The sequence below is a fragment of the Streptomyces sp. NPDC031210 genome (assembly GCF_055570395.1).
Window position 1 is genome coordinate 246,363 of record NZ_JBVIHH010000005.1, and the last position, 24,132, is coordinate 270,494.

Sequence of the window (24,132 nt, forward strand, 5' to 3'; positions counted from 1 at the left end):
AGGAGCCGACGTGCCGGTCGTGATGCGGGCGCGCAGCCGTGCCGAGGCGCACCGCGCCGCCACCCCGCTGGAGCTGTTCTTCGACCTGTGTTTCGTCGTGGCGATCGCCCAGGCGGGCCGCCAGCTCGTGCACGCGCTGGCGGAGGGCCACCCGGGCCACGGCGTGACCGGTTACGTCATGCTCTTCTTCGCGGTCTGGTGGGCGTGGATGAACTTCACCTGGTTCTCGTCGGCGTACGACACCGACGACGCGCTCTACCGGGTGGTGACGCTCGTACAGATCGCCGGCGTGCTGATCCTGGCGGCGGGCGTGCCGCGCGCCTTCAACGACAGCGATTTCGCCGTGGTCTGGTTCGGCTATGTGGTGATGCGGCTGGCGATGGTCGCCCAGTGGCTGCGGGCCGCGCACGGCAGCGAGGGCACCGAGCGGCGTACCGCGCTGCGCTACGCGCTGGGGGTGAGCCTGTGCCAGGCCGGCTGGCTGGCGCTGCTGTTCCTGCCGGAGGACGCCACCCCGTGGGCGTTCCTGGCGCTGGCCCTGCTGGAGATGTCCGTTCCGGCGCTGGCCGAGTGGGGGCGGCAGACGGCCTGGCATCCGCGGCACATCGCCGAGCGCTACGGCCTGTTCACCATCATCGTGCTGGGCGAGACGATCGCGGCGGCGACGGTCGCCGTGCAGTCGGCGCTGGACGAGAACGACGAGCTCGGCACGCTGCTGCCGCTCGCGGGCGGCGGCCTGCTGCTGGTGTTCGCCGCGTACTGGATCTATTTCGCGGTGCCCATCCACCTTCACCTGCGCTCCAACCGCCAGGCGTTCGTATGGGGCTACGGCCACTACCTGGTGTACGGCTCGGCGGCCGCGGTGGGCGCGGGCATCGAGATCGCGGTGGAGGAGTCGGTCGGCAAGGCGCATCTGTCGACGTTCGCGGCGTCGGCGTGTGTGACGGTGCCGGCCGCGCTGTTCCTGTTCACGGTGTGGTTGATCCATTCCCGGCACCAGAAGCGGGGCGTGGCGCAGCAGCTCGTGCTGCCGGTGTCGTCGGTGCTGGTGCTGGCGTGCACGTTCGGCGGGCATTACGCGGTGCTGGCGGCGGGCCTGGTGGCCTCCGTCACGGTGGCCGTCGGCGCGACCTTGACGGCGTTGCAGGGGACGGCCCTGGAGGCGTAGCGCGCCCGGCGCCCGGGCCCGGTTCCCCCGTAAGCGTGCCGAACGGCCGTACGTGGCGGGCGGCGCGGGGCCCGTCCGCCGGCCGGGTGCCCTCCCTACGCGCCGCGTGGCTGACGGCCAGTCACGGTGCGTCAACCTGCGAGCGGATGGCTCCAGTTGGGTGAATATTCGGCCATCTTCAGCGGAGGTCGCGGCATCGCCCCCACCTGCACCCCCGCCCCCGCGACGCACCTCAATTCCCCTTTGGGCGGCCCGACTTCCGGGAACGCCGACCTCTCGCTCCCCTCCTTTCACGGAGAGCGGCGGCGGGACGGCGGCGCGAACGAGGTAGGGTGCAGATTGCCCTATTTATGCCTGCGGGTATCCCTCACAGGGACATCCCGCACGGGCTGTCCACCCGTCCGTACCTGAGGAGAAGCCAGCCATGGCCGCCCGCCACGCTCAGTCCCGCGTATGCAAGAGACTGTCCCGGCGCAGCAAGGCAGTCGGCGGTCTCGCCCTCACCACGCTGGTCGGTACCGCCCTGTGGGCCTGGCCGGCGTCGGGTGATGACAACGACGGCCGGGCCGAGGCGAAGAACGGTGCGCCGAAGTCCGTCAGCGCCTCCCATCGGCCCCCCGCCATGCGGGCCGTACCAAACGCGGCGCAGGCCCCGCGCCGGATCCCGGAGCTGAGCGAGGCCGCCCGGAAGCGGATACCGGCCACCACGCGCCAGGTGCTGGTCGTCACGGGCAAGGGGACCGAATCGCACGACTCCCGGGTCGTTCTCTACACCCGGGCGAAGGACTCCGAGGACTGGCGGCCGGGCCCCACCTGGTCGGCGCACAACGCCGCACACGGCTGGACCGACGACCACCACTACGGCGACCTGCGCTCCCCCCAGGGCGTCTTCACGCTCACCGACGCGGGCGGCCGGCTGCCGGCTCCCCCGGGCACCAAGCTGCCCTACGACCACAACGGCAACTTCGTGGCCAACGGCACCGGCGTGGAGGGCGAGCCGCTGGCCGGCGCGTTCGATTACGTCATCGCGATCAACTACAACCGGGTCCCGGGCAGTTCGCCGCTGGACACGCGCCGCCCCCAGGGCTTCGCCAAGGGCGGCGGCGTCTGGCTGCACGTCGACCACGACGGCCCCACCCAGGGCTGTGTGAGCCTCAAGCCCGAGGCGATGAGGGAACTGCTGCGCCTCCTCGACCCGGCCCAGCACCCGGTCATCGTGATGGGTCCGGACGCGCACTGACCGTCCGCCGGGCGGCGTGGTACCCATGACGCATGGCTGACGCGCGGCGGGGACCGGACGGGCAGGACGGGCGGCGGGAGCGGGCGGCGCGGGCGGGCCTTCGGTCCGGTCCGCGCGACGCGCTGACGGACGTGGCCGGACTGCGGGTGGGGCATGCCGGGCGGGCCGGGGACGGCTGGCTGACGGGCACCACCGTCGTGCTCGGCCCCGAGGGCGGTGTCGTGGCCGCCGTCGACGTGCGCGGTGGCGGGCCCGGCACGCGGGAGACCGACGCGCTGGACCCGCGCAATCTCGTGCCGCGCGTCGAGGCGGTCGTCCTGACCGGCGGCAGCGCCTTCGGGCTGGAGGCGGCCTCGGGCGTCGCCGGGTGGCTGGAGGAGCGCGGGCGCGGCTTCCGGGTCGGTCCCGATCCGGCGCAGGTGGTGCCGGTGGTGCCGGCGGCGGCGCTGTTCGATCTGGGGCGCGGCGGTGACTGGCGGGCCCGGCCGGACGCGGCGCTGGGCCGGGCGGCGGTCGAGGCCGCGGCGGGTACGGGGCCGGGGGCGCCGGTCGGCGAGGGCAACACCGGCGCCGGCACGGGGGCGGTGGCCGGCGGCATGAAGGGCGGTATCGGGACGGCGAGTGTGGTCCTGCCCTCGGACGTCACCGTGGCCGCGCTGGTCGCGGTCAACGCGGCGGGCTCGCTCGCCGACCCGGACACCGGCGCCCTGTACGGCCGGCTGCCCGAGGGTCCGGACGCCTTCCCCTCCCCCGCGGCGCACGCCGCGGCCCGGCGCCAACTGGCCGAGGCGCGGGAGGTCTCGGGGGCCCGCTCGGCCGCCTCCGTGCGCCCGCCGCTCAACACCACTCTCGTGGTCGTCGCCACCGACGCCGCCCTGACCCGCGCCCAGGCGCACAAGCTGGCCGGCACCGCGCACGACGGCCTGGCCCGGGCCGTCCGCCCGGTGCATCTGCTGTCCGACGGCGACACGGTCTTCGCGCTGTCGACCGGCGACCGGTCGCTGGTGGCCGAGGAGGCGTACGCCGACCCGGCGTTCGGAGTGCACCGGGAAGCGGGGGCGCTCAACGACATACTGGCCGCCGGTGCGGATGCCGTGACCCGTGCCGTGGTGAAGGCCGCGCTCGCGGCGGAGACGGTCGACGGCCCCGGCGGCCTCTTCCCGTCCTACGCGGATCTGTACGGGGCGGTCCCCGACGCCCCCGCGCCCTCGTGAAGTAACCGGTGGTAGAACGGCCTTATGTCCGTACCGCCACCTCCGCCCACGCTTGTCCAGCCCGGCCGCCCCCAGCCCGCGCCGCGTCGCCGCCTGTGGTGGCACCGGCTCATCCTGGGGCTGTGGTACCGGCCGGTGGAGGTCATGGATGAGGCCCGCGATCGTGGCGCGTGGAGCGCGGCGGTGCTGCTGTGCCTGGTCAGTGGCGGTGTCGGAGTGCTGTCGGTGGACGCGTTCCGGCAGCAGTGGGCGGTCGACCGCGCAGCGGCGCTCCAGCTCGCCGGGATGGCCGAGGCGGGGGTGCTGGCCGCCAGCCTGGCGCTGGGCGTGGTCACCCACGCCATAGCCCGCACGCTCGGCGGCAACGGCCGCTTCGCGCCGACCGCGAGCCTGTTCATCGTGGTGTTCTGGGTGACGGACCTGCCACGGCTGGCGATCGCGGCCTGGTTGCCGGCCGGCTCGACGTTCACGCAGGCCGCGACGTGGACGACGTGGGGCTTCGGCTACGTCCTGGCGGTGCTGCTGGTGAGGGGCCAACACCATCTGCCGAGCCACAAGTCGGCGGCGGCGGTGTCGGTGCAGATGCTGGCCGCGCTGGCCCTGCTGAGGCTGGGCCCGGTGCGCTGAGGCCGTCCGCGGCCCCCGGTCAGCTACGGCTCGTGAGCTGCCGTACGAGGCCCGCGAACGCCTCGCGTTCGGCGGCGCTCAACTCCACGCTCTCCGAGGGCGGTCCGGCCGGTCCGGTCTGGCGGGGGACCGAGCCGAGCAGGCCCTGCCGGTTCCGGCGGGCGGCGGCCTCGGCCCGGTCCCGGCGCAGCAGTCGCATCAGTCCGGCGACCCATACGACGCCCGCGACGAGAAGTACGGCGAAGCCGATCTGCTGCAGAAGCGCAACGGAGGGGAGCATGCGGTCCTCCAGGACGGGTGTGGCGCCGGGTCCAGCCCAGTAGACACCACCTTTTGGGCCCTCCGACAGGTGGATCTTGGGACTAAAGCCTCGAAGTGACGCATCTCCTATGACATTTCCGTCCATTTCCGACAGGGTGGGTGGCCCCGCCCGGACCGTTCCTCTCAACCGTCCGCCCCGGCAGGGTCCGGCACGCCCCGTTGGACACCCCGGACGCTTCCCCCGGGCGAAGGGCGCCCCGGACGATGGCGGCACCCCGTCCGCGACGTGAGGAGTACGCACGTGCCGCAGCCGCAGCCGCCCCGACCGCCCGCCCATGCCCTGGACGGCGTCCTCGTCGCCGACTTCAGCCGGGTGCTCGCCGGCCCGCTGGCCGCCGCGACGCTCGCCGACCTCGGCGCCGAGGTGATCAAGGTGGAGCGGCCGGGCACCGGCGACGACACCCGTGCGTGGGGCCCGCCGTTCGGGCCCGGCGGGACCGCGGCGTACTTCGACGCGGCCAACCGTTCCAAGCGCGGCCTGGCCCTGGACCTGGCCGACGCCGGCGACGCGGCGGCGGCCCGCGAGTTGGCGCGCCGGGCCGACGTACTGATCGAGAACTTCCGCCCCGGGGCGCTCGCCGCATACGGCCTGGACCCCGAGGCCACCCTGGCCGCCAACCCCGGCCTGGTGCACTGCTCCCTCACCGGCTTCGGCTCGGGCGCGGGCGCCCGCCTGCCCGGCTACGACTTCGTCGTGCAGGCCGTCGGCGGGCTGATGAGCATCACCGGCGAGCCCGGCGGCGCGCCCCTGAAGGCGGGTGTCGCGCTGGTGGACGTGCTGACCGCCAAGGACGCCGCGACCGGCATCCTGGCGGCGCTGCGGCACCGCGACCGCACCGGGCAGGGCCAGCTCGTCGAGGTCAACCTGCTGTCCTCCCTCCTGGGTTCGCTGGTCAACCAGGCGTCGGGCCATCTGGCCACCGGTCAGGATCCGGGGCCGCTGGGCAACCGGCACCCGAGCATCGCCCCGTACGAGACGCTGGCGTGCCGGGACGGGCTGCTGGCGGTGGCGGTCGGCAACGACCGTCAGTTCCGGGCGCTGGCGGAGGCGCTGGGCGCGCCGGAACTCGCCGACGACGCGCGGTTCGCCCGCAACCAGGACCGCGTACGGCACCGCGCCGACCTGGCCAAGGCGCTGGAGGAGCGGCTGGCGTCCGACACGCCGCGGGGCTGGAGCGAGCGGCTCGCGGCGGTGTCGGTGCCGTGCGGTCCGGTCAACACGATTTCGCAGGCCCTGGAGTTGGCGGCGCGGCTCGGCCTCGACCCGGTCACCCCGGTGGGCGAGGGCCGGATTCCCCAAGTCACCAGCCCGCTCCGCCTCTCGGGGACGCCCGTCACCCAACCCGCCGCGCCGCCCGGCCTGGACGAACACGGCCCGGCACTGCGAACCTGGTTGTCCGGACCGTCCGACCGCCCCCTCCCCCCAAGAGTGTGACGTTGGTCACAACGACCCGGAACCCGCAACCAATTCCGCCCGTTGGTGCTGTTTACCAGCACGGAATCACCACACCCTTGTATGGAGCAGCTCGTGACATCGCCGGACAACACCGCGCCCGCTCGGTCCCGCACCCCGCACAAGCTGCTGCTCCCGTCTGCCGAGCAGCAGGAGCCGGGCGCCCCGCGCCACTCTCGCCGACTGCGCCGCACCCTGGCGGTCACCGCCCTCCTCGCGGCCGGGGCGCTGACCCTGTCCGCCTGCGGTGGGGACGCCGAGGCCGGCGGCCATGACGACAGCAAGAACGGCCAGGCCGGCGCGGACGCGGCGGCCGCCAAGGACGCCTCCGACGCGAAGATCAAGGTCTCGTCGAAGGACGGCGCCACGGACGCCAGCATCAACGACACCCGGGTGAAGGTCACCGGCGGCAAGTTGACGGATGTGAAGCTCACCGCCGTGGACTCCGGCGCGGTCGTGGCCGGTGCCATATCGGCCGACCGCTCCTCCTGGAAGCCCGGTGTCCAGTTGGAGCGTGGCACCAAGTACAAGATCGTCGTGAACGCCAAGGACGCCAAGGGCCGGCCGGCCACCGAGAACGCCACGTTCACCACGGTCTCCCCGGCCAACAGCTTCATCGGCAGCTACACCCCCGACAACGGCAAGACCGTCGGCGTGGGCATGCCGGTGTCCTTCAACTTCGACAAGGTGATCACCAACAAGAAGGACGTCCAGTCCCACATCAAGGTGACATCCAGCAGCGGCCAGCGGGTCGTCGGCCACTGGTTCGGTGCCCAGCGCCTGGACTTCCGGCCGGAGGAGTACTGGAAGGCCGGTTCCAAGGTCACCATGCGGATCGACCTGGACGGCGTGCAGGGCGGCACGGGCATCACCGGCGTGCAGTCCAAGACGGTCTCCTTCACCATCGGCCGTTCGCAGGTCTCCACCGTGGACATGAACACCCAGAAGATGACCGTCAAGCGGGACGGCAAGACCCTCAAGCGCATCCCGATCTCCGGCGGCAGCCCCGAGAACCCCACCTACAACGGCCAGATGGTCATCTCGGAGAAGTTCGAGCAGACCCGGATGGACGGCTCCACCGTCGGCTTCACGAAGAAGGACGGCAAGGGCGAGTACGACATCAAGGACGTCCCGCACGCCATGCGCCTGTCGTCCTCCGGCACGTTCATCCACGGCAACTACTGGGGCGACCCGTCGATCTTCGGCCGGTCCGGCACCAGCCACGGCTGCGTCGGCCTGAGGGACGCCAAGGGCGGCGGCGGTGACACCCCGGGCAAGTGGTTCTTCGAGAACTCGCTGATCGGCGACGTCGTCATCGTGAAGAACTCGAAGGACGAGACCATCAAGCCGGACAACGGGCTCAACGGCTGGAACCTGTCCTGGGCCGAGTGGCAGGCGGGCAGCGCGGTCTGATCCGCACCCGCCGACGAGACGAAGGTGGCCGGTCCCTGGGGAGGAGCCGGCCACCTTTCTCGTGCGCGTTTCCCGGCCGCCGCCGGCCCGGCACGGGGATACCCGCCCGCGCCACCGGGGAGGCAGCACACATGACCGCGACCAACGCCCGGCCGCCCCGCACCCCGCCTCACACGCCACGGGTCGGCGGCCCCCGCTCCCCCGCCGACGACGCGCCGGAAGCGCCCCGCGCCTCCGCCCGCCCGGCCCCGCGTCCCGCCCTCTCCTGGCGGACACCCGACGCCGACCACGGCGACGCCGCCACCCGCCTGGAAATCGCCACCACCCCCACCGCCGTCCACCTCCGGGACGCCTCGCCTCCCGCCCCCGCCTGCCACCTCACCTTCACCGCACCGGCCTGGAGACTCTTCGTCGCCTGGCTGACGGCGGACTGAGACCGGTCGCACGCGACGGCGCCGGGCCGCCACCCGTGCGCGGTGGCGGCCCGGCGCTGTCGTTCCCGCGGTGGACGCGCTCAGGCGGCGACCGTCACCGCGCCCTCCTCGGGGGCGGACCCCGCGGCCTGCGGCCGCTGCGCGGACGGCGTCGTGCGCAGGCTCTTGAGCAGGATGACCAGGGCCGTGGTGACGGCCGTGCCGGCGGCGACGGCCACCACGTACAGCAGGGGGCTGCCGATCAGGGGGACGACGAAGACGCCGCCGTGCGGGGCGCGCAGGGTGCAGCCGAAGGCCATGGACAGGGCGCCGGTGACCGCGCCGCCCGCCATCGCCGACGGGATGACGCGCAGCGGGTCGGCCGCGGCGAAGGGGATGGCGCCCTCGGTGATGAAGGACGCGCCGAGCACCCAGGCGGCCTTGCCGTTGTCGCGTTCGGCCTTGGTGAAGAGCCGGCCGCGCACGGTCGTGGCCAGGGCCATCGCCAGCGGCGGGACCATACCGGCCGCCATCACCGCGGCCATGACCTTCAGGCCGCCCTCGTTGGGATGGGCGAGCCCGCCGACCGCGAAGGCGTACGCGACCTTGTTGAGCGGGCCGCCGAGGTCGAAGCACATCATCAGGCCCAGGATCACGCCGAGGATGATCGCGTTGGCGCCGGAAAGGCCGGACAGCCAGTCGGTCAGGGCCTTTTGGAGCGTGGCGACCGGCTTGCCGACCACCAGGAACATCAGGAAGCCGACGATCGCCGAGGACAGGAGCGGGATTACCACCACCGGCATGATCCCGCGCAGCACCGGCGGGAGGGAGGCCCGCTGGATCCCCCTCACCACAGCGCCCGCCAGCAGGCCGGCGATCAGGCCGCCGAGGAACCCGGCGTCGATGGCGAGGGCGATCGAGCCGCCGACGAAGCCGGGCACGAGGCCGGGCCGGTCCGCCATGCCGTACGCGATGTAGCCGGCGAGGACGGGGACGAGGAAGCCGAAGGCGACGCCGCCGACCTGGAAGAGCAGGGCCGCCCAACTGGTGGACTCGGCCCACACGAAGTGTTCGGCGACCGAGGGCGCCTTGTCGATCGTGTAGCCGCCGATGGCGAAGGCGAGGGCGATCAGCAGACCGCCCGCCGCCACGAACGGGACCATGTAACTCACGCCGGTCATCAGCCACTTGCGCAGCCGGGTGCCGAAGCCGTCGGCCTCGTCGCCGCCTTGGTCCATGGGTGCGGCCGCGCGGGCCGGGGCGCCCGTCTCGCCGCGCGCGGCCTTCTCGCGTACTTCGGCGATGAGTTCGGCGGGCCGGTTGATGCCCGCCTTCACGCCGACATCGACGGTGGGCTTGCCGGCGAACCGTTCCTTGTCCCGCACCTCGACGTCGTGGGCGAGGATCACGCCGTCCGCCGCCGCGACGAGCCGCGCGTCCAGCCGCTCGAAACCGGCCGAGCCCTGCGTCTCGACGGTCAGCTCCACGCCGGCCTCCCGGCCGGCTTTCTCCAGCGATTCGGCCGCCATGTAGGTGTGCGCGATGCCGGTGGGGCAGGAGGTGACGGCGACTATGCGGAAGGGAGCGGCCGGCTCCGGCTGAGGCTCCACTGCGGGCTCCGGCTGAGGTTCCGCTGCCGGTTCGGGCTGAGGTTCCGCTGGCGGTTCGGGCTGAGGTTCCGCTGCCGGCTCGGGCCCGTCGCCGCGGATGAGGGCGGCCGCGCGCGCCGGATCGGAGGCGGCGCGGAGGGCGCCGGTGAAGGTCTCGTCCATCAGGTGGCGGGCGAGCGTGGAGAGGATGGAGAGGTGGTCGGCGTCCCCGCCCGTGGGCGCCGCGATGAGGAAGACCAGGTCGGCCGGCCCGTCCGGCGCGCCGAAGTCGATGCCGGCGGCGCTGCGTCCGAACGCCAGCGTCGGCTCCGTGACGTGCGCGCTGCGGCAGTGCGGGATGCCGATGCCGCCGTCGAGGCCGGTCGGCATCTGGGCCTCGCGCGCGGCCACGTCCGCGAGAAAGCCCTCCAGGTCGGTGACCCGGCCAGCGGCGGCCATCCGCTCGGCCAGCGACCGGGCGGCGGCGTCCTTCGTGTCTGCGGACAGGTCGAGGTCGACCAGTTCCGCGCTGATCAGCTCACTCATCGCGGGCTCCCTTGCGGGCGTTACCGCCCTACGGGCGGTGGGGACGGGACGGGGGTGTGGAGCGGGGAGGTGATGGGGGCGGGGAGGGGCGGCGGGAGGGGGAGGACGGGCCGGGCGGGGAGGACGGCCGGGGTGGCGTGGGCGACAGGGGCCGCGCCCGCCGCGCTCACCGGACCGGCTCCGTGAGCGGACGGTCGACGGGGACGTCGTCGGTCGTCGTCACCGCGGACGGGTCCAGATCGGCCGGTGTCGGCATCAGGCTGCCGGGCAGCCGCACGGCGGCCGCGCCGTGCGCCACCGCCGCGGCCAGCGCGCGCACTCCCGCGCCGCCCGCGGTGAGGAAGCCGGCGAGCGAGGCGTCGCCCGCACCGACGTTGCTGCGGACCGCCGCGACGCGGGCGCCGCCGAAGTGGGCGCCGTCCGCGTCGACCAGCAACTGCCCGTCCGCGCCGAGCGAGGCGAGTACGGCGCGGGCGCCCGCGCCGCGCAGTTCCTCGGCGGCCGTGAGGGCGTCACCGATCGTCGCCAGGGGGCGGCCGACGGCCTGGGCGAGTTCCTCGGCGTTGGGCTTGACGACGTCCGGGCGCTCCCGCAGGGCCGCGGTCAGCGACGGGCCGGAGGTGTCCAGGGCGATCCGGGCGCCGGCGTGGTGCACCCGCGCGACCAGTTCCGCGTACCACTCGGACGCCAGCCCGCGCGGCAGACTGCCGCAGCAGGCGATCCAGTCGGCCCCGGCCGCACGCGCGCCGACCGTGGCGAGCAGCGCCTCCGACTCGTCGGCGGTCAGCTCCGGGCCGGTCGCGTTGATCTTCGTCAGGGTGCCGTCCGGTTCGGCGACGGAGATGTTCGAGCGGGTCTGGCCTGCCACCGGCACGCCCGCCACCTCGATGCCCTCGCCGCCCAGCAGCCCGGCCAGCGCCGCACCGGCGGGGCCGCCCAGCGGCAGCACCGCCAGGGTGCGGTGCCCGGCCGCGGCGACCGCCCGCGAGACGTTGACGCCCTTGCCGCCCGGGTCGATCCGGTCGGCGGTGGCCCGCAGCACGGCGCCGCGGTCCAGCGCCGGAATCTCGTACGTCCGGTCCAGGCTGGGGTTGGGCGTGACGGTGAGGATCATGCGCGCACCACGTTCGTGCCCGCGCGCTCGATGGCGAGGGCGTCCTCGGGGCTCAGCCCGGTGTCGGTGATGAGCAGGTCGACGTCCGACAGCTCGCCGAAGCGGGCGAAGTGCCGCTGCCCGGATTTGGCCGAGTCGGCGAGGAGGACGACGCGGCGGGCGGCGCGGATCAGCGCCCGCTTGACGGCCGCCTCCGCGAGGTCGGGGGTGGTCAGGCCGCCGTCGAGGGAGAAGCCGTTCGTCGCGAGGAAGACCACGTCGGCGTTGATCTCGCGGTAGGCGCGCAGCGCCCAGTCGTCGACCGCGGCCCGCGTGCGGTGCCGGATGCGGCCGCCCACGAGGTGCAGGGTCAGCCCGGGGTGGTCGGCCAGCCGCGCGGCGACCGGCAGGCCGTGGGTGACGACGGTCAGCTCGGCCTCCAGCGGGATCTCGGCGGCGAGCCGGGCGACGGTCGTGCCGGCGTCCAGGATCACGCTGGCGCTGCCCCCGCCGGGGAGTTCGGCGAGCGCGGCGCGGGCGATGCGCTGCTTCTCGTCGGCGGCCACGACGTCCCGCTCGGCGAGGTCCGGCTCGAAGTCCAGCCGGCCCGCGGGGATGGCGCCGCCGTGCACCCGGCGCACCAGTCCGGCACGGTCCAGGGCCTTCAGGTCGCGCCGTACGGTCTCGGCGGTGACCTGGAACTCCTCGGCGAGGGAGAGCACATCCACCCGCCCGCCCTCACGGGCGAGCCGCAGGATCTCCTGCTGGCGCTCCGGTGCGTACATCAGCGTGTCTGTCCGTTCCCGTTTCCATGCCCGAATCTGTGATTTCGCCGCGAGGCTACGCCGCGATGACCGGAAAGTAAACAGAAACGGGCGACGGACAGACTCAAACGGGCATCGGGCCGGGACGGCAATCCGTTCGCAGGCGCCAATCCACACACAAAGGAGCCCCGGCGCCGACAGGCGGCTCCGGGGCCCGATTCACGGTAGTCAAGGAAAAGGAAGGGTGGCAGCGGTGGTGATCGGTCTAGGCGGCCGCGTCGAATCCGGTGTCACTCGCCATCCGCTTCAGCTCCAGCAGCGCGTGCTTCTCGATCTGCCGGATCCGCTCGCGGGTCAGGCCGTGCTGCTTGCCGACCTCGGTCAGGGTGCGTTCGCGGCCGTCCTCGATGCCGTAGCGCGCCTTGATGATCGAAGCCGTGCGGTGGTCGAGGCGGTCGATCAGCCCCTCCAGCTCCTCACTGCGCAGCAGCGACAGGACGGACTGCTCGGGCGAGGCCGCCGAGGTGTCCTCCAGGAGGTCGCCGAACTGGGTGTCGCCGTCGTCGTCCACCGACATGTTGAGACTGACCGGGTCGCGGGCCCAGTCCAGCACGTCGATGACGCGGGAGGGGGTGCTGCCCAGCTCGCCGGCGACCTCCGCCGGCTCCGGGTCGCGGCCGTTCTCCCGGTTGAACTCGCGCTGCACGCGGCGGATGCGGCCGAGCTCCTCGACGAGGTGCACGGGCAGCCGGATGGTGCGTGACTGGTCGGCGATCGAGCGGGTGATGGCCTGGCGGATCCACCACGTCGCGTACGTCGAGAACTTGAAGCCCTTGGCGTAGTCGAACTTCTCGACGGCCCGCACCAGACCGGCGTTGCCCTCCTGGATCAGGTCCAGCAGCGGCAGCCCGGCGCGCGGGTAGCGGCGGGCCACGGCGACGACCAGCCGGAGGTTGGAACGGATGAAGATGTCCTTGGCCTTGGCGCTCTCGGCGGCGAGCGCCTCAAGCTCCTGGCGGCTGGCGCCTGCGGCGTTGCCGTCGGTGACCTCGCCGTCCAGGATTCGCTGGGCGTAGACACCCGCTTCGATGGTCTGGGACAGCTCGACCTCCTTCGCAGCGTCGAGCAGGGGCGTACGCGCGATTTCGTCGAGGTACATGCCGACCAGGTCACGGTCGGCGATCTCCCCGCCTACGGCGCGAACACTGCTGGCCCCGTCAGAACCGCTGCTGCTGGCCTGACGACGGGCGACGGCACGGGTTGCCATGCGTGTGCTCCCTTTGCGATGTCGGGGTCGCGGGACGTTGGAGCGGACCGGTCGGTTCACCGAATACCGGGCTCACCGAATACCGATGGTTGACCTACTGGCCCGTCCGAAGGAAACAACGGCTGGAATCCGGACAGAATTCCCATGTCTCCGCCCTATTTTTGTGATCATGCAGTACCCTGCACGCCCACCGAGCGGGTCACATGCCGGCTCCGGGCACGGAAAGCCAGGTCAGAGCGGCAGAGGAAGCGGACCTCGCCGGACCTCGCCGCTCTCACGGACGTCTGCGAGAACTAGTACGTCCACGAGACTCCGCGCACCTTCGGCACGGAACCTTCACCCCGAGCAGCGTCGCCCGTCGGTGGGTCTCCTCCCCCCAAGACGGCCCACACCGTCTCCTGGTTGCCCCGTCTCCTGATTGCCCGCTGATCCAGTTGACGGGGGCAGTCCCGGGGTGTCGCCTGGACGGGAGGGGAATCGAGAGGAGCCCGCCATGGAGAAGAAGACGCGCTTCCACGCCAGGGCCGCCCGTTCACACGGCACCATCGAACCCGAGCACGGCGCGACGGCCGCTTCCGAGCGCACCGCCTCCGCCCGGGCGACGGAGCCGACGGCACGCGCCGAAGCCGCTCCTCGGGCCGCCACGGAATCCGCGCCGGCCCCCGCGGCCGGGCGTCGCCGCCTCCCGAACACCGTCCTGCTGCCCGTCCTCGCGGCCCTCGCCTTCGGCTGCTACACGATCTGGCTCGACCACACCAGCGGAGCGAAAGGCGCCCAGGCCGCGCTGCTCGGACTGATCGCGGCCGTCGTCTCCGGCGCTCTCGGCCTGCTGCTGGTGCACTACCAGTCGTCCATGATCACCGAGACCCGTGCGCTGGCGTACGGGGTGCTCTTCGGCTGCGCCATGGGCTGGCTGTACAGCATCAGCGGACCGTCGGTCCTGAAGTCGACGGGCTGGGGCCTGGGGATGGGCGCCGTGATGTTCGTCGTCTCGCTCTACATCTTCCGCTCCCACCGGGTCCGCGAGCCCCACGGCCGCCACCGCGCCGAGCTGGTCCGCCGCACCGACACCGCACCCCGCCCGGTCGGCCCCCGCCGCCCGCACGGCGCTCACTGAGACCCGCGACCACCGGGCCGGGCACCGGCTACGACCCTGATGTTGAATGGTGCACCCGTGGCAGTTTTCGCACCGGGGGAGACAGTGGCGATATCGGCGGCCTCGACGGCGGCAGCGGCATCAACGGCAACGGCGGCATCGACGGCGTCGACAGCGGATGTGCCGGAGCAACCGCTCACCGTGCACCGGGTGTTCGGTGACCGGCCTTACGCGGAGGTCGGCCGTCCGAGCGTGGCCGTCCGCGACGAGCGGCTGGGCCTGCTGGCGGTCGGCGGGAGCCTCGGATGGCCGCAGTGGCCCGGCTGGGACGCGGCACGTGGCTGGACCCGGTCGCGGCTCGGCGTCTACGACGCGGACCGTCCCCGCTGCCGCCACCTGCTGCGCACCCGCTGGCCGGTCGGCCCCCTGGCGTTCCACCCGAGCCTGCCGCTGCTCGCGATCGGAACCGGCGGCGACAGCCAGGAGGGTGAGCTGTCGCTGCTCGACCTGGAGACGGGGAAGGCCGTCGCCCTGTTCGCGGGACAGCGCTGCGTCCACGCACTGCGCTGGCGCGACGACCGGACGCTGGAGATCTTCCTGCCGGGCCACGACGACGACCACGACTACGACAGGGACGGTTTCGGGGACGCCTCCGGGGGCGGGAGCGCGCAGGACGCGGGCCCGGGGGCCGTCCGTCTCGTCGTCGAGCGCGAGGACTGGACGACGGCCGCCGCCGGCATGATCGCGGTGGAGGATCTGCCGGAGGACTCCGGGCGGTGCGCGGTGCCCGCGCCGGAGGACGGCGCCCGCGCCCGCGCCGAAGCGGCACGACTGGCCGGTGGCTCCGCGCCGCGCCGGCAGTTGGTGTGGGCCGTGGAGCCGCTGCCCGACGGCCGGATCCTCGCCGCACTCGAACGGACCGAGCTGGAGTGCTGGAACCCGGACGGGACGCGGCGCTGGTCGCTGGCCACGGAGGACGGCGGCCGGGAGATCGTCCTCACGCCGGACCGGCGGTCGGCGTGGGTCAACACCAGCGGCCGGACGCGGTGGGACGGAGACGGCTGGCAGGAGCGTCCGTATCCGATCGACCGGCTGTCCGTGGACAGCGGCGCCGTGCTCGACAGCGTCGACGCCGGTTTCGCCGTTGCCTGCACCGCGCGCCAGGACGGCTGGCTGGCCCTGCGCGACTGCCGGCATTCCGTCGAACGCCCGGTCACCGTCCTGGTGGGACCGGACCACCGCGAGGCGGCCCGCTGCGAGTTGGGCGGCTACAACCTCTTCAGCCACCACTTCCCCGTACGCCACAGCCCCCAACTCCTCTTCCTGCAAGGCGATCCGCACGCCCCGGCCCGCGACAAGTGGATCGTGCGGCTCGACCCACCGCTCTACGCCCCGCCCGCGTCCGCGCAGGGCCGCCCCTTCCCCACCGTCCCCCGGATACAGCGGCTCTTCCCCCTCGCATGGGACCGCGCCGACCCCACCGACCCCGCCTCCTCGGCGGACCCGACCGGCGGCCCGGCCGTCCACCTGGACGACGCGCACGGCCCCGCCCTGATCCACGCCGGCTTCCGCCCCCACCCCCACGGCCTGCGCCCCGGCGACGCCTTCGTCGTCCGACGCGGCCTGCCGGACGGGACACCGGCGTGGGCGTTCACCACCGACGCCCAGGCCACCGCGATGGACACCGACGGTGAGACGGTCTACGTGGCGTACAACTCCGGCGAGGTCATCGCCCTGCGCGCCGCGGACGGGACCGTACGCGAGCGGCGCCACCTGCGTATCGACGGTCGGCCCGCGGATCCGCTCGCCCTCACCGTCACCGCCCCGGACCATCTGCTGATCGGCACCGTCGACGGCCGCATCGTCGACTGCGCCCTCTGAGCGACTCCCCCCCCCCGCCGGACCCCTCACCCGAACTGCACGGACCGCTTCGCCAGCCCCATCCAGAACCCGTCGATCACGCTGCGGCCGCCGTCCAACTGCCCATGGGCGTCCGCGGCCCCCAGCGTCACGAACAGCGGCGCGAAGTGCTCGGTACGCGGGTGGGCCAGCCGGCCGGCCGGCGCCTTGTGCGTGAAGTCGAGGAGGGCGTCGACGTCCTGGGCGTCCAGGGCGCGCCGCCCCCAGTCGTCGAACTCCGCCGACCACGCGGGCACCCCCGCACCGACGTGGCGCAGCGCCGCCAGGTTGTGGGTGAAGAAGCCACTGCCGACGATCAGCACACCTTCCTCGCGCAGCGGCGCCAGCCTGCGGCCGATCTCGTAGAGCGCGCGGGGGTCGAGCGTGGGCATCGAGACCTGGAGTACGGGGATGTCGGCGTCCGGGAACATCTCGACGAGCGGCACGTACGCGCCGTGGTCCAGCCCCCGGCCCGGCATGTCCTGCACCGGCGTGCCGGCCGTACGCAGCGTCTTCCGGATCCGTTCGGCGAGCCACGGGGCACCGGGCGCCGCGTAGCGGACCTGGTAGTAGTGCTCGGGGAACCCCCAGAAGTCGTACACGAGCGGCACCGTCTCGGTCGCGCCGAGTGCGAGCGGGGCCTCCTCCCAATGGGCGGAGACGATCAGTACGGCCCGGGGGCGCGGCAGCCGCGCCGACCAGGCGGCCAGTTGGCCGGGCCACTGGGGGTCGTCCGCGAGCGGCGGCGCGCCGTGGCTGAGGTAGAGGGCCGGCATCAGGGACATCGCGGACTCCACAACATGGCGGGGACGGGGGATGCGTGAACAGGGCAGGGGCGCGGGGTGCGTACGAGGCGTACGTCCCTACCTCAATGGTCGTACTTGAAACTTCAAGCAGACCCCTCCACCATAACCCCGATATCGTTAAATCTTCAATGATTTGCACTGCGGTGAGAGCATGGATGGCATGAGCAACGAACCCGCAGCCGCGACGCGCTGGCTCACTGACGAGGAGCAATACGCCTGGCAGTCGTACCTCCACGCGACCACGCTCCTGGAGGACCACCTCGACCGGCAGTTGCAGCGCGACGCGGGGATGCCGCACACGTACTACGGCCTGCTCGTCCAGCTCTCCCGCGCGCCGCGCCGCCGGCTGCGGATGACCGAGCTGGCCCAGAACGCCAAGATCACGCGTTCCCGGCTCTCGCACGCGGTGGCCCGCCTGGAGAAGAACGGGTGGGTGCGGCGCGAGGACTGCCCCTCGGACAAACGCGGGCAGAACGCCTTCCTCACGGACGAGGGCCTGCGGGTCCTGGAGAAGGCCGCACCCGGCCATGTGGCCGCCGTCCGGGCCGCGATGTTCGACCGCCTCTCTCCCGAACAGGTCGGCCAGCTCGCCGAGATCTGCCGCGTGGTGACCGAAGGACTCCAGCCGAAAGGCGCCGACCTCCCCTGGCTCCGCTGACCGTCCGGAGAACCTGGACCCGTCAGGGGAACCGGAGGAGGCCGACGCCTTCGGCCCGCGCGGCACGAGCGGGGGTTGGCCGCGGGCCACCGAAGCCCGCTACCCGCTCATCCGCTCACCGTGTCGGTGTCGGTGTCGGTGCCGCTCAGTGGACCATCACCGGGACCGGAACGTCCGTACCGTCGGCCTCGCCATCGGCTCCACCACCGGCCTGGCCGCCCTCGGCACTCGCGTCGTCGGAGGACGCGACGGCCGTGGAACCGCCCTGGTGCCCGGTGTTGATGAAGGTGAAGGCGATGACCGCGGCCAGGACCAGGATGCCGACGGCCCACCAGATGGCGGCGGTGTAGCCGTGCACCATCGACTGGAGTTCCAGCAGCTTGCGCGACGGGGCGCCGGCCGCGTGCGAGGCGGCGTACGCCGTGGTGGCGCTGGCCGCGATGGTGTTCAGCAGGGCGGTGCCGATCGCGCCGCCCACCTGCTGCGAGGTGTTGACCATCGCGGAGGCGACACCGGCGTCGCGCGGCTGGACGCCGTGCGTGGCCATCGACATGGCCGGCATGAACGCCGTACCCATACCGAGCCCCAGCAGCAGGAACGCGGGCAGGATCAGCGCCGGGTAGGACGTACCCAGGTCGATCTGCGTCAGGACCAGCATGCCGAGTGCGGCGACGATGAAGCCGGGGGCCATCAGCAGCCGCGGGCGGACCCGGGTCATCAGCCGGGCGCCGATCTGCGTCGATCCGGTGATCATGCCCACGATCATCGGGAGGAAGGCCAGACCGGTCATGACCGGGGTGTAGCCCTTCACGATCTGCAGGTAGTAGGTCAGGAAGAGGAAGAGACCGAACATTCCGATCACGGCCAGGCCCAGCGACGCGTAGACACCGGCGCGATTCCGCTCCGCGACCACCCGCAGGGGCAGCAGCGGGGCCTTCACCTTGGACTCCACCAGCACGAACGCCAGCAGCAGGACCGCGGCCGCGCCGAACAGGCCCAGCGTCGGGCCGGCCAGCCAGCCGTCGGACTCGGCACGGGTGAACGCGTAGACCAGCGAGACCAGTCCGAGCGTGGCCAGGATGACGCCGGGGATGTCCAGACGCGACGGGTTACGGCTGCCCGAGGGCTCCCGGATGACCAGAACGGCGCCGGCCGCGGCGACCACGGCGAACGGGATGTTGACGAAGAAGGTCCAGCGCCAGTTCATGTACTGGGTCAGTACGCCACCGAGGATCAGCCCCACGGCGCCGCCACCACCGGCGATCGCACCGAAGATCCCGAACGCCTTGGCGCGCTCCTTGGCCTCGGTGAACGTCACGGCCAGCAGCGACAGGGCGGCCGGCGCCAGCAGTGCGCCGAAGAGGCCCTGGAGGGCACGCGCGCCCAGCAGCATCCCCTGGTTGGCCGCGGCGCCACCGAGCGCGGAGGCGAGCGCGAAGCCGGCGAGGCCGATGATGAAGGTGCGCTTACGGCCCCACAGGTCGGCCACGCGTCCGCCGAAGAGCAGCAGGCCGCCGAAGGCCAGGGCGTAGGCGGTGATGACCCACTGGCGGTTGGCGTCGCTGATGCCGAGGTCGGTCTGGGCGGAAGGCAGCGCGATGTTCACGATCGTCGCGTCGAGGACGACCATCAACTGCGCCAGGGCGATGAATATCAGCGCTTTCCAGCGCCTCGGATCGACGGTCGTGGCTGTTTCAGGCATGGAGAGGTCCCCCTGGTGGTGCGGTGAGCGAATGATGGGACGTACGGGTCGTGCGGGACGTACGGGGTCGTTCCGGTCGTGCCGGTCGTACGGGGTCGTGTCGGTGGTACGGGATCGCGCCGGTCGTACGGGGTCGTGCGGGCCGTGCGTCAAAGGGCGGCTGGGCCGGTGCGTCACGGCGCGCGGCCGCGACGACGTAACGGGCTCACGCGTGACGCCTGAGGTCGTCCAACGTCGCGGCGGCGCCCGGCAGTTCGGAGCGGGCGGGCGCCAGCAGGCCGTCCAGGAAGAGCTGGAGGTGCCGGTGCACGAACCTGTCGAAGTCGACACAACCGCTGCCCGGAAGGGGCCGCGTGAGCTGGGTGAGCGCGACCATCAGGTCACCGACGGCGATGTCGGTGCGCAGTTGGCCGCTGTCGCGCGCGGCACCCATGACGGCCTCGACGGCCGCCTCCAACCGCTCGCGCGCCGCGAGCAGTTCGGGATGCGCCAGGTCGACACCGTCCGAGAGCAGGGGACACAACGCCCCTATGCGCTCCTCCACGGCGGCGTGAACAAAGCGCCTCAGCGCGTGGAAAGCATCGGGCTCCTCGGCGAGTGCGCTCTCCGCGCAGTCCGCGGTGCGGGACATGACGGAGAGCGTGACGTGGTGGATCAGCTCCAGGCGATCCGCGAAGTGACGATAGAGCGTCGCATTTCCGACCCCCGCGCGTCGAGCGATTTCATCGAGCGGGACATCGGCCCCGAACTCGACCATCGTCTCGCGGGCGGCCGCGATGATCCGCTCCCTGTTGCGCACGGCATCGGCCCGCAGACGGGGCTGCGCGGACGCACCACGCCGCGCGGACTCCGTACGACTGGCGGCGGCGGTCACAGCGGCACACTCCTCTCCTGGCGCTTCGGCGAACCGGGGACCGTCTCCCCGTTTCTACCGACGCCTGGTTAAACGGGGACTCCCTCCCCGGAAATTTCCCCCCTCGATATGACGTACGTCACTCGCCCTCGCCCCCCGTCAGCCCCGGCAACCCACCCCACCCGCCCCACCCACCTCCATATGCCGCAATTCCCCGAGCGCGCGATCACTCCCTCACACACAGTGATCGATATGAAGCAGAAGATATCGGCGGCCCTGGCGGCAGGCGCGGCGGCGGCGGCCGGCGCGGCCGCCGCCGTGGCGCTGGGTTGGCCCCCGACCGCCGCGGCCGACCCACCGGAGGCCGGCGCGCGCCCGACCGGCCGGTGCGCGCTGCGCGGCATCACGGACAACGTCGCCGAATCCGCGGTCACCCCCACCGGCTACGCCCGCTCACACGGCACCGTGAAGGCGCTCACCATCTTCATCGACTTCCCGGACGCCCGCGCCACGATCACCCCGCGCGCCCGCTTCGCCGAGTTCTTCCCGGCGGCGACCGAGTTCTTCCGCGTCAGCTCCTACGGGAGGCTCAGCTATCGCCCCGCGCCCCTCTTGCGGTGGATACGCATGTCACGACCCCTCGCCGCGTACGGCATCCAGCGCGGCGGCACCTTCGACCCGGCGTCCGACAGCGGTTACCACGCCCTGTCCCGCGAGATCGTCCGCGCCGTCGACCCCTCGGTGGATTTCCGCGAGTACGACCTGATCAACGTCCTCGCCGCGCCCAACGCGGGGCCCCCGGCGACCCGTACGGTCCTGTCGGTCACCTTCAGCGGCGGCGACATGGGCCTGCGGACCGCCGACGGGGTGCCGTTCCGGAACGCGTCGTTCATCTGGAGCCGGCAGGCCGGCGCCGGCGCCTTCCGCGTCATCAACCACGAGAACGGGCATTCCTTCGGACTCCCCGACCTCTACTCCACGGACGGCCGCGGGGCCTCCACCGCGGCGGCCGGCCACTGGGACCCGATGAACGAGGACTGGGGGCCGGCCAACGACTTCCTGGGCTGGCACAAGTGGAAGCTCGGCTGGCTGGCGCCCGACCAGGCGCACTGCGCACCCCGCCGCGGCGCACCCACCGAGCACACCCTCACGCCCGCCCCCACCGCGGGCGGCACGAAGATCGTCGTCATCCCGACCTCCCGCCGCACCGCCCTCGTCGCCGAAGCCCGCACCCGCGGCCCGCTGGACCCCACGGTCTGCCGCCCCGGCGTCCTGATCTACCGCGTCGCCACCCACGTCCCCTCGGGCCGCGGGCCGCTCCGCGTCCTGGACGCCACCCCGCGCAGCGGCGGCTGCTTCGCCCGCGACAAGTACGTCGACCGCGAACTGAGCGACGCCGCCTTCCGCCCCGGCGCCACCTACACCGACCACGCGAGCGGCGCCGCCGTCACCGTCCTGGACACCGGCCCGAACGGCGCCTATCGCATACGCGTGACGCCGGCGCGCTGAGGTGCGCCGGGGTCCGAATCCACCGCGTCCTCCCGCCAGTGCCGCCGCCCGATACTGACCAGCCGCAACTGCTGCCGGGCCGCCCACACCACTCGCTCCCGATACCCCTCGGCCCCCCGCTCCCCCGCCTCGGCGAGCGCGACGCCGTCCTCCGCGTCCAGCAGCGCCGCGGCCGTCGCCACCAGCCGGTCGACGTACAGCTCCGCCAGCATCCGCACGTCCTCGTCCCGCCAGCCCTCGGACACCGACTGCGACTTGAGGGCGGCCGCGACCTCGGTCGCGAACCGGTCCAGCTCCGCCGCGATGGCCAGCCGTACGGCCCGCACGCCGCCATGCCGTTCGCGCGCCACGAACCGTACGTGGGCGGGGTTTTCGCGCACATGGCGCTCAACTACCGCGACCGTGGAGTCGATCCGCTCCTCCGCCGCGGCCTGCTCGGCGAGAATCGCGCGCACCATCGCGTGCAGACTCCCCAACGCCTCCTCGACGAGGGCGACGCCCAACTCCCCCAAGTCCCGGAAGTGCCGGTAGAACGCGGTGGGGGCGATGCCCACCACCCGCGTGACCTCCCGCAATCCGAGGCTGCTCAGGCTCTGCTCCTCCAGCAGGCCGAGCGCCGCGTCGAGCAGCGCCTGACGGGTTTTCTGCTTCTGGGCCTGCCGGACTCCAAGGGTGTGACTCATGTCATCCAGTAAACAACCGTTCTCCGAAGTCCTCCACCCGTGGGCGGTCGTAGACTGGAGGAAGTCAGTGAACAACTGTCCTCTCAATTGGAAAGGCAGATCATGCTCTTCCTCGTCGCAGCCCTGCTCCTCCTGGGGGTTCTGCTGGGTACCGCGGCACACCTCCCGGTCCCCGTAGCCCTCGTGGCGGGCGCCGCCATCGCCGGCTGGCTGCTCGTCTTCTACGTCCGCGAACGCCACCACAAGGCCGAAGGGACCAACCGATGAACACCCTCACCAAGCCCCGCACCAAGCCCGACACCACCGGCGCGAAGGCCACGCCCGAACCCGCGGCAACGCCGGCGTCGGCGTCGTCCACCCAACAGCCCCCCGCCACCGGCCCCTCCGCGTCGCCCTCCCGCTCCCGGGCCGACGGCATGGCGGTGGCTTCCTTCATCTTCGGCCTGCTCGGCACCCTGGTGGGCAACATCGTCCTGGGCCCCTGCGCCGTGATCTTCGGCGGCCTCGCCCTGGCCCACCGCACCAACCGCCGCGGCCGCGCCCTCCTGGGCATCACCCTCGGCCTCGCCGACCTGATCATCCTCGCCGTCCTGGTCACCACAGACGGCACCGTGAGCTGGCACATCGGGGGCTGACACATCCACCCAGCCTCCCATCAGAGGTGGGGCGAGGCAGGGTCGCCCCCGAGCCGCAGGTCGCCGACCCCGTCGAGGATCTTCTCCGAGGACGCGACATGGCGGCCCGCGGTGATCAGGTCGCGCAGGCACCGGTCGAGCGGGGTCCGCTCGGTATAGACCGCGGCCGATCCCACGGCGTCGTACAGGAGCTGGACGGCGTCCCGGCAGGCCCGGTGCGCGAACTGGCGGGCCAGCGCGGCCGTACCGCGTTCGGGCGCCAGGCCCGCCGCCTGTGCGGCCCAGACATCCTCCAGCGTGGAGTACACGTAGGCGTCCGCCGCGCCGATCAGCGACTCGGCGTGCGCGAGGTCGGCCGGGACGCCCGGCCGGGGCAGCGCGCCACGCCTGGCGGCGAGGATCTCCCTGGCGGCGTTCAGCGCGGACCTGGCGATGCCCAGCGGCACGCCCGCCATCTTCAGGGCGAGGTTGTCGGCGCGCAGGTGGAGCGGCTCCTGCCGGGTGCCGGACGGCGCGAGCCCGAACGTGTGCCGTTCCGGGACGAACAGGTCGGCTACCTCGAAGTCGTGGGAGCCGGTGCCGCGCAGCCCGGTGGTGTTCCAGGTGTCGAGCACCCGCGCGTGCACGGCGTCGAAGACGGCGATCCTCGGGGCGCCTTCCGGGGTCCGGAACCCGGCCATCACGCGATCGGCGTGGGCGATCCCGCTGCCGTAGGTCCAGCGGCCCGACAGGAGGTAGCCGCCCTCCCGCCGGACCGCCCACCCGGCCGGCGGCAGCACCGTCGCGGTGATCAGGTCCGGGTCCGGGAACAGCTCGGTGAACACCTCCGCGGGCAGCGCGACCACGGCCAGCGCGGCGTTCAGCGCCACGGCCGCGCACCAGGCGACCGAGGCGTCTCCCTCCGCCAGCAGGTCGACGGCCCGCGTGATCTCCGGCACGGTCATCTCGACACCGCCCAGCGCCGGTGGCAGGGCGGCGCGCAGCAGCCCGGTGGCCTTCAGACCGTCGAGGACGTCACCGGGAATCCGGCCCACCCGTTCGATCTCCGGCGCGCGCCCCGGGAGGCCCGAGGCGTACGCCCGTACGCGGTCCATGACCGATGCGGCGGTGCGGCCCGCCTCGGCCCGGGTCGGCAGTTTCATGGCGGTCATCCGGTCCTCCTGGTTCGGCTGCTTCTCTTGGT

23 protein-coding genes are annotated in these 24,132 nt (G+C 72.9%); 13 read left to right on the plus strand and 10 right to left on the minus strand.

The window, feature by feature from the left end; all coding sequences use genetic code 11:
• Positions 1–10: 10 nt before the first annotated feature.
• The 4 genes from ACZ45Z_RS12495 (at position 11) to ACZ45Z_RS12510 (ending at position 4,249) form a co-directional block, all read left to right on the plus strand.
• Positions 11–1,168, plus strand: coding sequence for a low temperature requirement protein A (locus ACZ45Z_RS12495; protein ID WP_468360431.1), 1,158 nt, complete (start codon positions 11–13; stop codon positions 1,166–1,168).
• Between the two features lie 424 nt (positions 1,169–1,592).
• Entirely contained in the window at positions 1,593–2,408 is an 816-nt protein-coding gene (locus ACZ45Z_RS12500; protein WP_468360434.1) for a L,D-transpeptidase family protein, read from the plus strand.
• Between the two features lie 32 nt (positions 2,409–2,440).
• Complete coding sequence (locus ACZ45Z_RS12505; RefSeq protein WP_468360437.1) at positions 2,441–3,622, plus strand: P1 family peptidase; 1,182 nt, start codon at positions 2,441–2,443, stop codon at positions 3,620–3,622.
• A 24-nt stretch (positions 3,623–3,646) separates the two neighbouring features.
• Positions 3,647–4,249, plus strand: coding sequence for a YIP1 family protein (locus ACZ45Z_RS12510; RefSeq protein WP_468360440.1), 603 nt, complete (start codon positions 3,647–3,649; stop codon positions 4,247–4,249).
• A gap of 19 nt (positions 4,250–4,268) precedes the next feature.
• Here the strand turns inward: ACZ45Z_RS12510 and ACZ45Z_RS12515 are convergent, their stop codons facing one another.
• The gene (locus ACZ45Z_RS12515; RefSeq protein ID WP_468360443.1) at positions 4,269–4,529 is read right to left on the minus strand and encodes a hypothetical protein; all 261 of its coding nucleotides are present in this window, start codon (positions 4,527–4,529) and stop codon (positions 4,269–4,271) included.
• 282 nt (positions 4,530–4,811) lie between these two features.
• On the opposite strand from ACZ45Z_RS12515, the gene ACZ45Z_RS12520 reads away from it, so the two are divergent.
• The 3 genes from ACZ45Z_RS12520 to ACZ45Z_RS12530 all read left to right on the plus strand — a co-directional run bounded on the left by ACZ45Z_RS12520 (position 4,812) and on the right by ACZ45Z_RS12530 (position 7,870).
• Positions 4,812–6,005: a CaiB/BaiF CoA transferase family protein gene (locus tag ACZ45Z_RS12520; RefSeq protein WP_468360446.1), complete on the plus strand. Its 1,194-nt coding sequence runs from the start codon at positions 4,812–4,814 to the stop codon at positions 6,003–6,005.
• A gap of 81 nt (positions 6,006–6,086) precedes the next feature.
• Positions 6,087–7,436 (plus strand): L,D-transpeptidase, encoded by a 1,350-nt coding sequence (locus tag ACZ45Z_RS12525; RefSeq protein WP_468360448.1) that lies wholly within the window; start codon positions 6,087–6,089, stop codon positions 7,434–7,436.
• Positions 7,437–7,567: 131 nt separating this feature from the next.
• Positions 7,568–7,870 carry a DUF397 domain-containing protein gene (locus tag ACZ45Z_RS12530; protein ID WP_468360451.1) on the plus strand — a complete coding sequence of 101 codons (303 nt, stop codon included), beginning with the start codon at positions 7,568–7,570 and terminating at the stop codon, positions 7,868–7,870.
• Positions 7,871–7,950: 80 nt separating this feature from the next.
• Here the strand turns inward: ACZ45Z_RS12530 and ACZ45Z_RS12535 are convergent, their stop codons facing one another.
• The 4 genes from ACZ45Z_RS12535 to ACZ45Z_RS12550 all read right to left on the minus strand — a co-directional run bounded on the left by ACZ45Z_RS12535 (position 7,951) and on the right by ACZ45Z_RS12550 (position 13,108).
• Positions 7,951–9,984: a PTS fructose transporter subunit IIABC gene (locus ACZ45Z_RS12535; RefSeq protein WP_468360454.1), complete on the minus strand. Its 2,034-nt coding sequence runs from the start codon at positions 9,982–9,984 to the stop codon at positions 7,951–7,953.
• 166 nt (positions 9,985–10,150) lie between these two features.
• Entirely contained in the window at positions 10,151–11,098 is a 948-nt protein-coding gene (gene pfkB, locus ACZ45Z_RS12540; RefSeq protein ID WP_468360457.1) for a 1-phosphofructokinase, read from the minus strand.
• Complete coding sequence (locus ACZ45Z_RS12545; RefSeq protein ID WP_468360460.1) at positions 11,095–11,862, minus strand: DeoR/GlpR family DNA-binding transcription regulator; 768 nt, start codon at positions 11,860–11,862, stop codon at positions 11,095–11,097. The genes pfkB and ACZ45Z_RS12545 overlap by 4 nt, the downstream gene beginning before the upstream one ends.
• 244 nt (positions 11,863–12,106) lie before the next feature.
• Positions 12,107–13,108: a sigma-70 family RNA polymerase sigma factor gene (locus ACZ45Z_RS12550; protein ID WP_468360463.1), complete on the minus strand. Its 1,002-nt coding sequence runs from the start codon at positions 13,106–13,108 to the stop codon at positions 12,107–12,109.
• 493 nt (positions 13,109–13,601) lie between these two features.
• Here ACZ45Z_RS12550 and ACZ45Z_RS12555 point away from each other — a divergent pair, with 493 nt between their 5' ends.
• Both ACZ45Z_RS12555 and ACZ45Z_RS12560 read left to right on the plus strand, forming a co-directional pair.
• Positions 13,602–14,225, plus strand: coding sequence for a hypothetical protein (locus ACZ45Z_RS12555; protein WP_468360466.1), 624 nt, complete (start codon positions 13,602–13,604; stop codon positions 14,223–14,225).
• Positions 14,226–14,384: 159 nt separating this feature from the next.
• Positions 14,385–16,085, plus strand: a complete 1,701-nt coding sequence (locus ACZ45Z_RS12560) for a PQQ-binding-like beta-propeller repeat protein (RefSeq protein WP_468360469.1) — start codon at positions 14,385–14,387, stop codon at positions 16,083–16,085.
• A gap of 26 nt (positions 16,086–16,111) precedes the next feature.
• Here ACZ45Z_RS12560 and ACZ45Z_RS12565 read toward each other — a convergent pair whose 3' ends face one another.
• Positions 16,112–16,879 carry a dioxygenase family protein gene (locus tag ACZ45Z_RS12565; RefSeq protein ID WP_468360803.1) on the minus strand — a complete coding sequence of 256 codons (768 nt, stop codon included), beginning with the start codon at positions 16,877–16,879 and terminating at the stop codon, positions 16,112–16,114.
• A gap of 190 nt (positions 16,880–17,069) precedes the next feature.
• Here ACZ45Z_RS12565 and ACZ45Z_RS12570 point away from each other — a divergent pair, with 190 nt between their 5' ends.
• A complete protein-coding gene (locus tag ACZ45Z_RS12570) occupies positions 17,070–17,567 on the plus strand; it encodes a MarR family winged helix-turn-helix transcriptional regulator (RefSeq protein WP_468360472.1) in 498 nt (165 codons plus the stop codon).
• 145 nt (positions 17,568–17,712) lie between these two features.
• Here ACZ45Z_RS12570 and ACZ45Z_RS12575 read toward each other — a convergent pair whose 3' ends face one another.
• Both ACZ45Z_RS12575 and ACZ45Z_RS12580 read right to left on the minus strand, forming a co-directional pair.
• Positions 17,713–19,269 carry an MFS transporter gene (locus ACZ45Z_RS12575; protein ID WP_468360474.1) on the minus strand — a complete coding sequence of 519 codons (1,557 nt, stop codon included), beginning with the start codon at positions 19,267–19,269 and terminating at the stop codon, positions 17,713–17,715.
• A gap of 205 nt (positions 19,270–19,474) precedes the next feature.
• Positions 19,475–20,143 carry a TetR/AcrR family transcriptional regulator gene (locus ACZ45Z_RS12580; RefSeq protein ID WP_468360477.1) on the minus strand — a complete coding sequence of 223 codons (669 nt, stop codon included), beginning with the start codon at positions 20,141–20,143 and terminating at the stop codon, positions 19,475–19,477.
• 231 nt (positions 20,144–20,374) lie between these two features.
• Here ACZ45Z_RS12580 and ACZ45Z_RS12585 point away from each other — a divergent pair, with 231 nt between their 5' ends.
• Positions 20,375–21,631 carry a M6 family metalloprotease domain-containing protein gene (locus ACZ45Z_RS12585; protein WP_468360480.1) on the plus strand — a complete coding sequence of 419 codons (1,257 nt, stop codon included), beginning with the start codon at positions 20,375–20,377 and terminating at the stop codon, positions 21,629–21,631.
• On the opposite strand, the gene ACZ45Z_RS12590 is transcribed toward ACZ45Z_RS12585, so the two are convergent.
• Positions 21,601–22,314 (minus strand): TetR family transcriptional regulator, encoded by a 714-nt coding sequence (locus ACZ45Z_RS12590; RefSeq protein WP_468360483.1) that lies wholly within the window; start codon positions 22,312–22,314, stop codon positions 21,601–21,603. The genes ACZ45Z_RS12585 and ACZ45Z_RS12590 overlap by 31 nt on opposite strands.
• A gap of 87 nt (positions 22,315–22,401) precedes the next feature.
• Here ACZ45Z_RS12590 and ACZ45Z_RS12595 point away from each other — a divergent pair, with 87 nt between their 5' ends.
• Together ACZ45Z_RS12595 and ACZ45Z_RS12600 are read left to right on the plus strand one after the other, a co-directional pair.
• Positions 22,402–22,581, plus strand: a complete 180-nt coding sequence (locus ACZ45Z_RS12595) for a hypothetical protein (protein WP_468360823.1) — start codon at positions 22,402–22,404, stop codon at positions 22,579–22,581.
• Positions 22,578–22,949 carry a hypothetical protein gene (locus ACZ45Z_RS12600; RefSeq protein ID WP_468360486.1) on the plus strand — a complete coding sequence of 124 codons (372 nt, stop codon included), beginning with the start codon at positions 22,578–22,580 and terminating at the stop codon, positions 22,947–22,949. Before ACZ45Z_RS12595 ends, ACZ45Z_RS12600 begins: the two co-directional genes overlap by 4 nt.
• A gap of 20 nt (positions 22,950–22,969) precedes the next feature.
• Here the strand turns inward: ACZ45Z_RS12600 and ACZ45Z_RS12605 are convergent, their stop codons facing one another.
• On the minus strand, positions 22,970–24,100 hold the full coding sequence (locus ACZ45Z_RS12605; protein ID WP_468360489.1) for an acyl-CoA dehydrogenase family protein: 1,131 nt from the start codon (positions 24,098–24,100) through the stop codon (positions 22,970–22,972).
• Positions 24,101–24,132: the final 32 nt, after the last annotated feature.

What these genes read in the sequence shown, in the direction of transcription:
- ACZ45Z_RS12500 (WP_468360434.1), top strand. Translation starts at nt 1,593, where the DNA reads ATGGCCGCCCGCCACGCTCAGTCCCGCGTATGCAAGAGACTGTCCCGG.
- ACZ45Z_RS12505 (WP_468360437.1), top strand. Translation starts at nt 2,441, where the DNA reads ATGGCTGACGCGCGGCGGGGACCGGACGGGCAGGACGGGCGGCGGGAG.
- ACZ45Z_RS12510 (WP_468360440.1), top strand. Translation starts at nt 3,647, where the DNA reads ATGTCCGTACCGCCACCTCCGCCCACGCTTGTCCAGCCCGGCCGCCCC.
- ACZ45Z_RS12515 (WP_468360443.1), bottom strand. Translation starts at nt 4,529, where the DNA reads ATGCTCCCCTCCGTTGCGCTTCTGCAGCAGATCGGCTTCGCCGTACTT.
- ACZ45Z_RS12525 (WP_468360448.1), top strand. Translation starts at nt 6,087, where the DNA reads ATGGAGCAGCTCGTGACATCGCCGGACAACACCGCGCCCGCTCGGTCC.
- ACZ45Z_RS12530 (WP_468360451.1), top strand. Translation starts at nt 7,568, where the DNA reads ATGACCGCGACCAACGCCCGGCCGCCCCGCACCCCGCCTCACACGCCA.
- ACZ45Z_RS12535 (WP_468360454.1), bottom strand. Translation starts at nt 9,984, where the DNA reads ATGAGTGAGCTGATCAGCGCGGAACTGGTCGACCTCGACCTGTCCGCA.
- pfkB (WP_468360457.1), bottom strand. Translation starts at nt 11,098, where the DNA reads ATGATCCTCACCGTCACGCCCAACCCCAGCCTGGACCGGACGTACGAG.
- ACZ45Z_RS12545 (WP_468360460.1), bottom strand. Translation starts at nt 11,862, where the DNA reads ATGTACGCACCGGAGCGCCAGCAGGAGATCCTGCGGCTCGCCCGTGAG.
- ACZ45Z_RS12550 (WP_468360463.1), bottom strand. Translation starts at nt 13,108, where the DNA reads ATGGCAACCCGTGCCGTCGCCCGTCGTCAGGCCAGCAGCAGCGGTTCT.
- ACZ45Z_RS12555 (WP_468360466.1), top strand. Translation starts at nt 13,602, where the DNA reads ATGGAGAAGAAGACGCGCTTCCACGCCAGGGCCGCCCGTTCACACGGC.
- ACZ45Z_RS12565 (WP_468360803.1), bottom strand. Translation starts at nt 16,879, where the DNA reads ATGCCGGCCCTCTACCTCAGCCACGGCGCGCCGCCGCTCGCGGACGAC.
- ACZ45Z_RS12570 (WP_468360472.1), top strand. Translation starts at nt 17,070, where the DNA reads ATGAGCAACGAACCCGCAGCCGCGACGCGCTGGCTCACTGACGAGGAG.
- ACZ45Z_RS12575 (WP_468360474.1), bottom strand. Translation starts at nt 19,269, where the DNA reads ATGCCTGAAACAGCCACGACCGTCGATCCGAGGCGCTGGAAAGCGCTG.
- ACZ45Z_RS12585 (WP_468360480.1), top strand. Translation starts at nt 20,375, where the DNA reads ATGAAGCAGAAGATATCGGCGGCCCTGGCGGCAGGCGCGGCGGCGGCG.
- ACZ45Z_RS12590 (WP_468360483.1), bottom strand. Translation starts at nt 22,314, where the DNA reads ATGAGTCACACCCTTGGAGTCCGGCAGGCCCAGAAGCAGAAAACCCGT.
- ACZ45Z_RS12600 (WP_468360486.1), top strand. Translation starts at nt 22,578, where the DNA reads ATGAACACCCTCACCAAGCCCCGCACCAAGCCCGACACCACCGGCGCG.
- ACZ45Z_RS12605 (WP_468360489.1), bottom strand. Translation starts at nt 24,100, where the DNA reads ATGACCGCCATGAAACTGCCGACCCGGGCCGAGGCGGGCCGCACCGCC.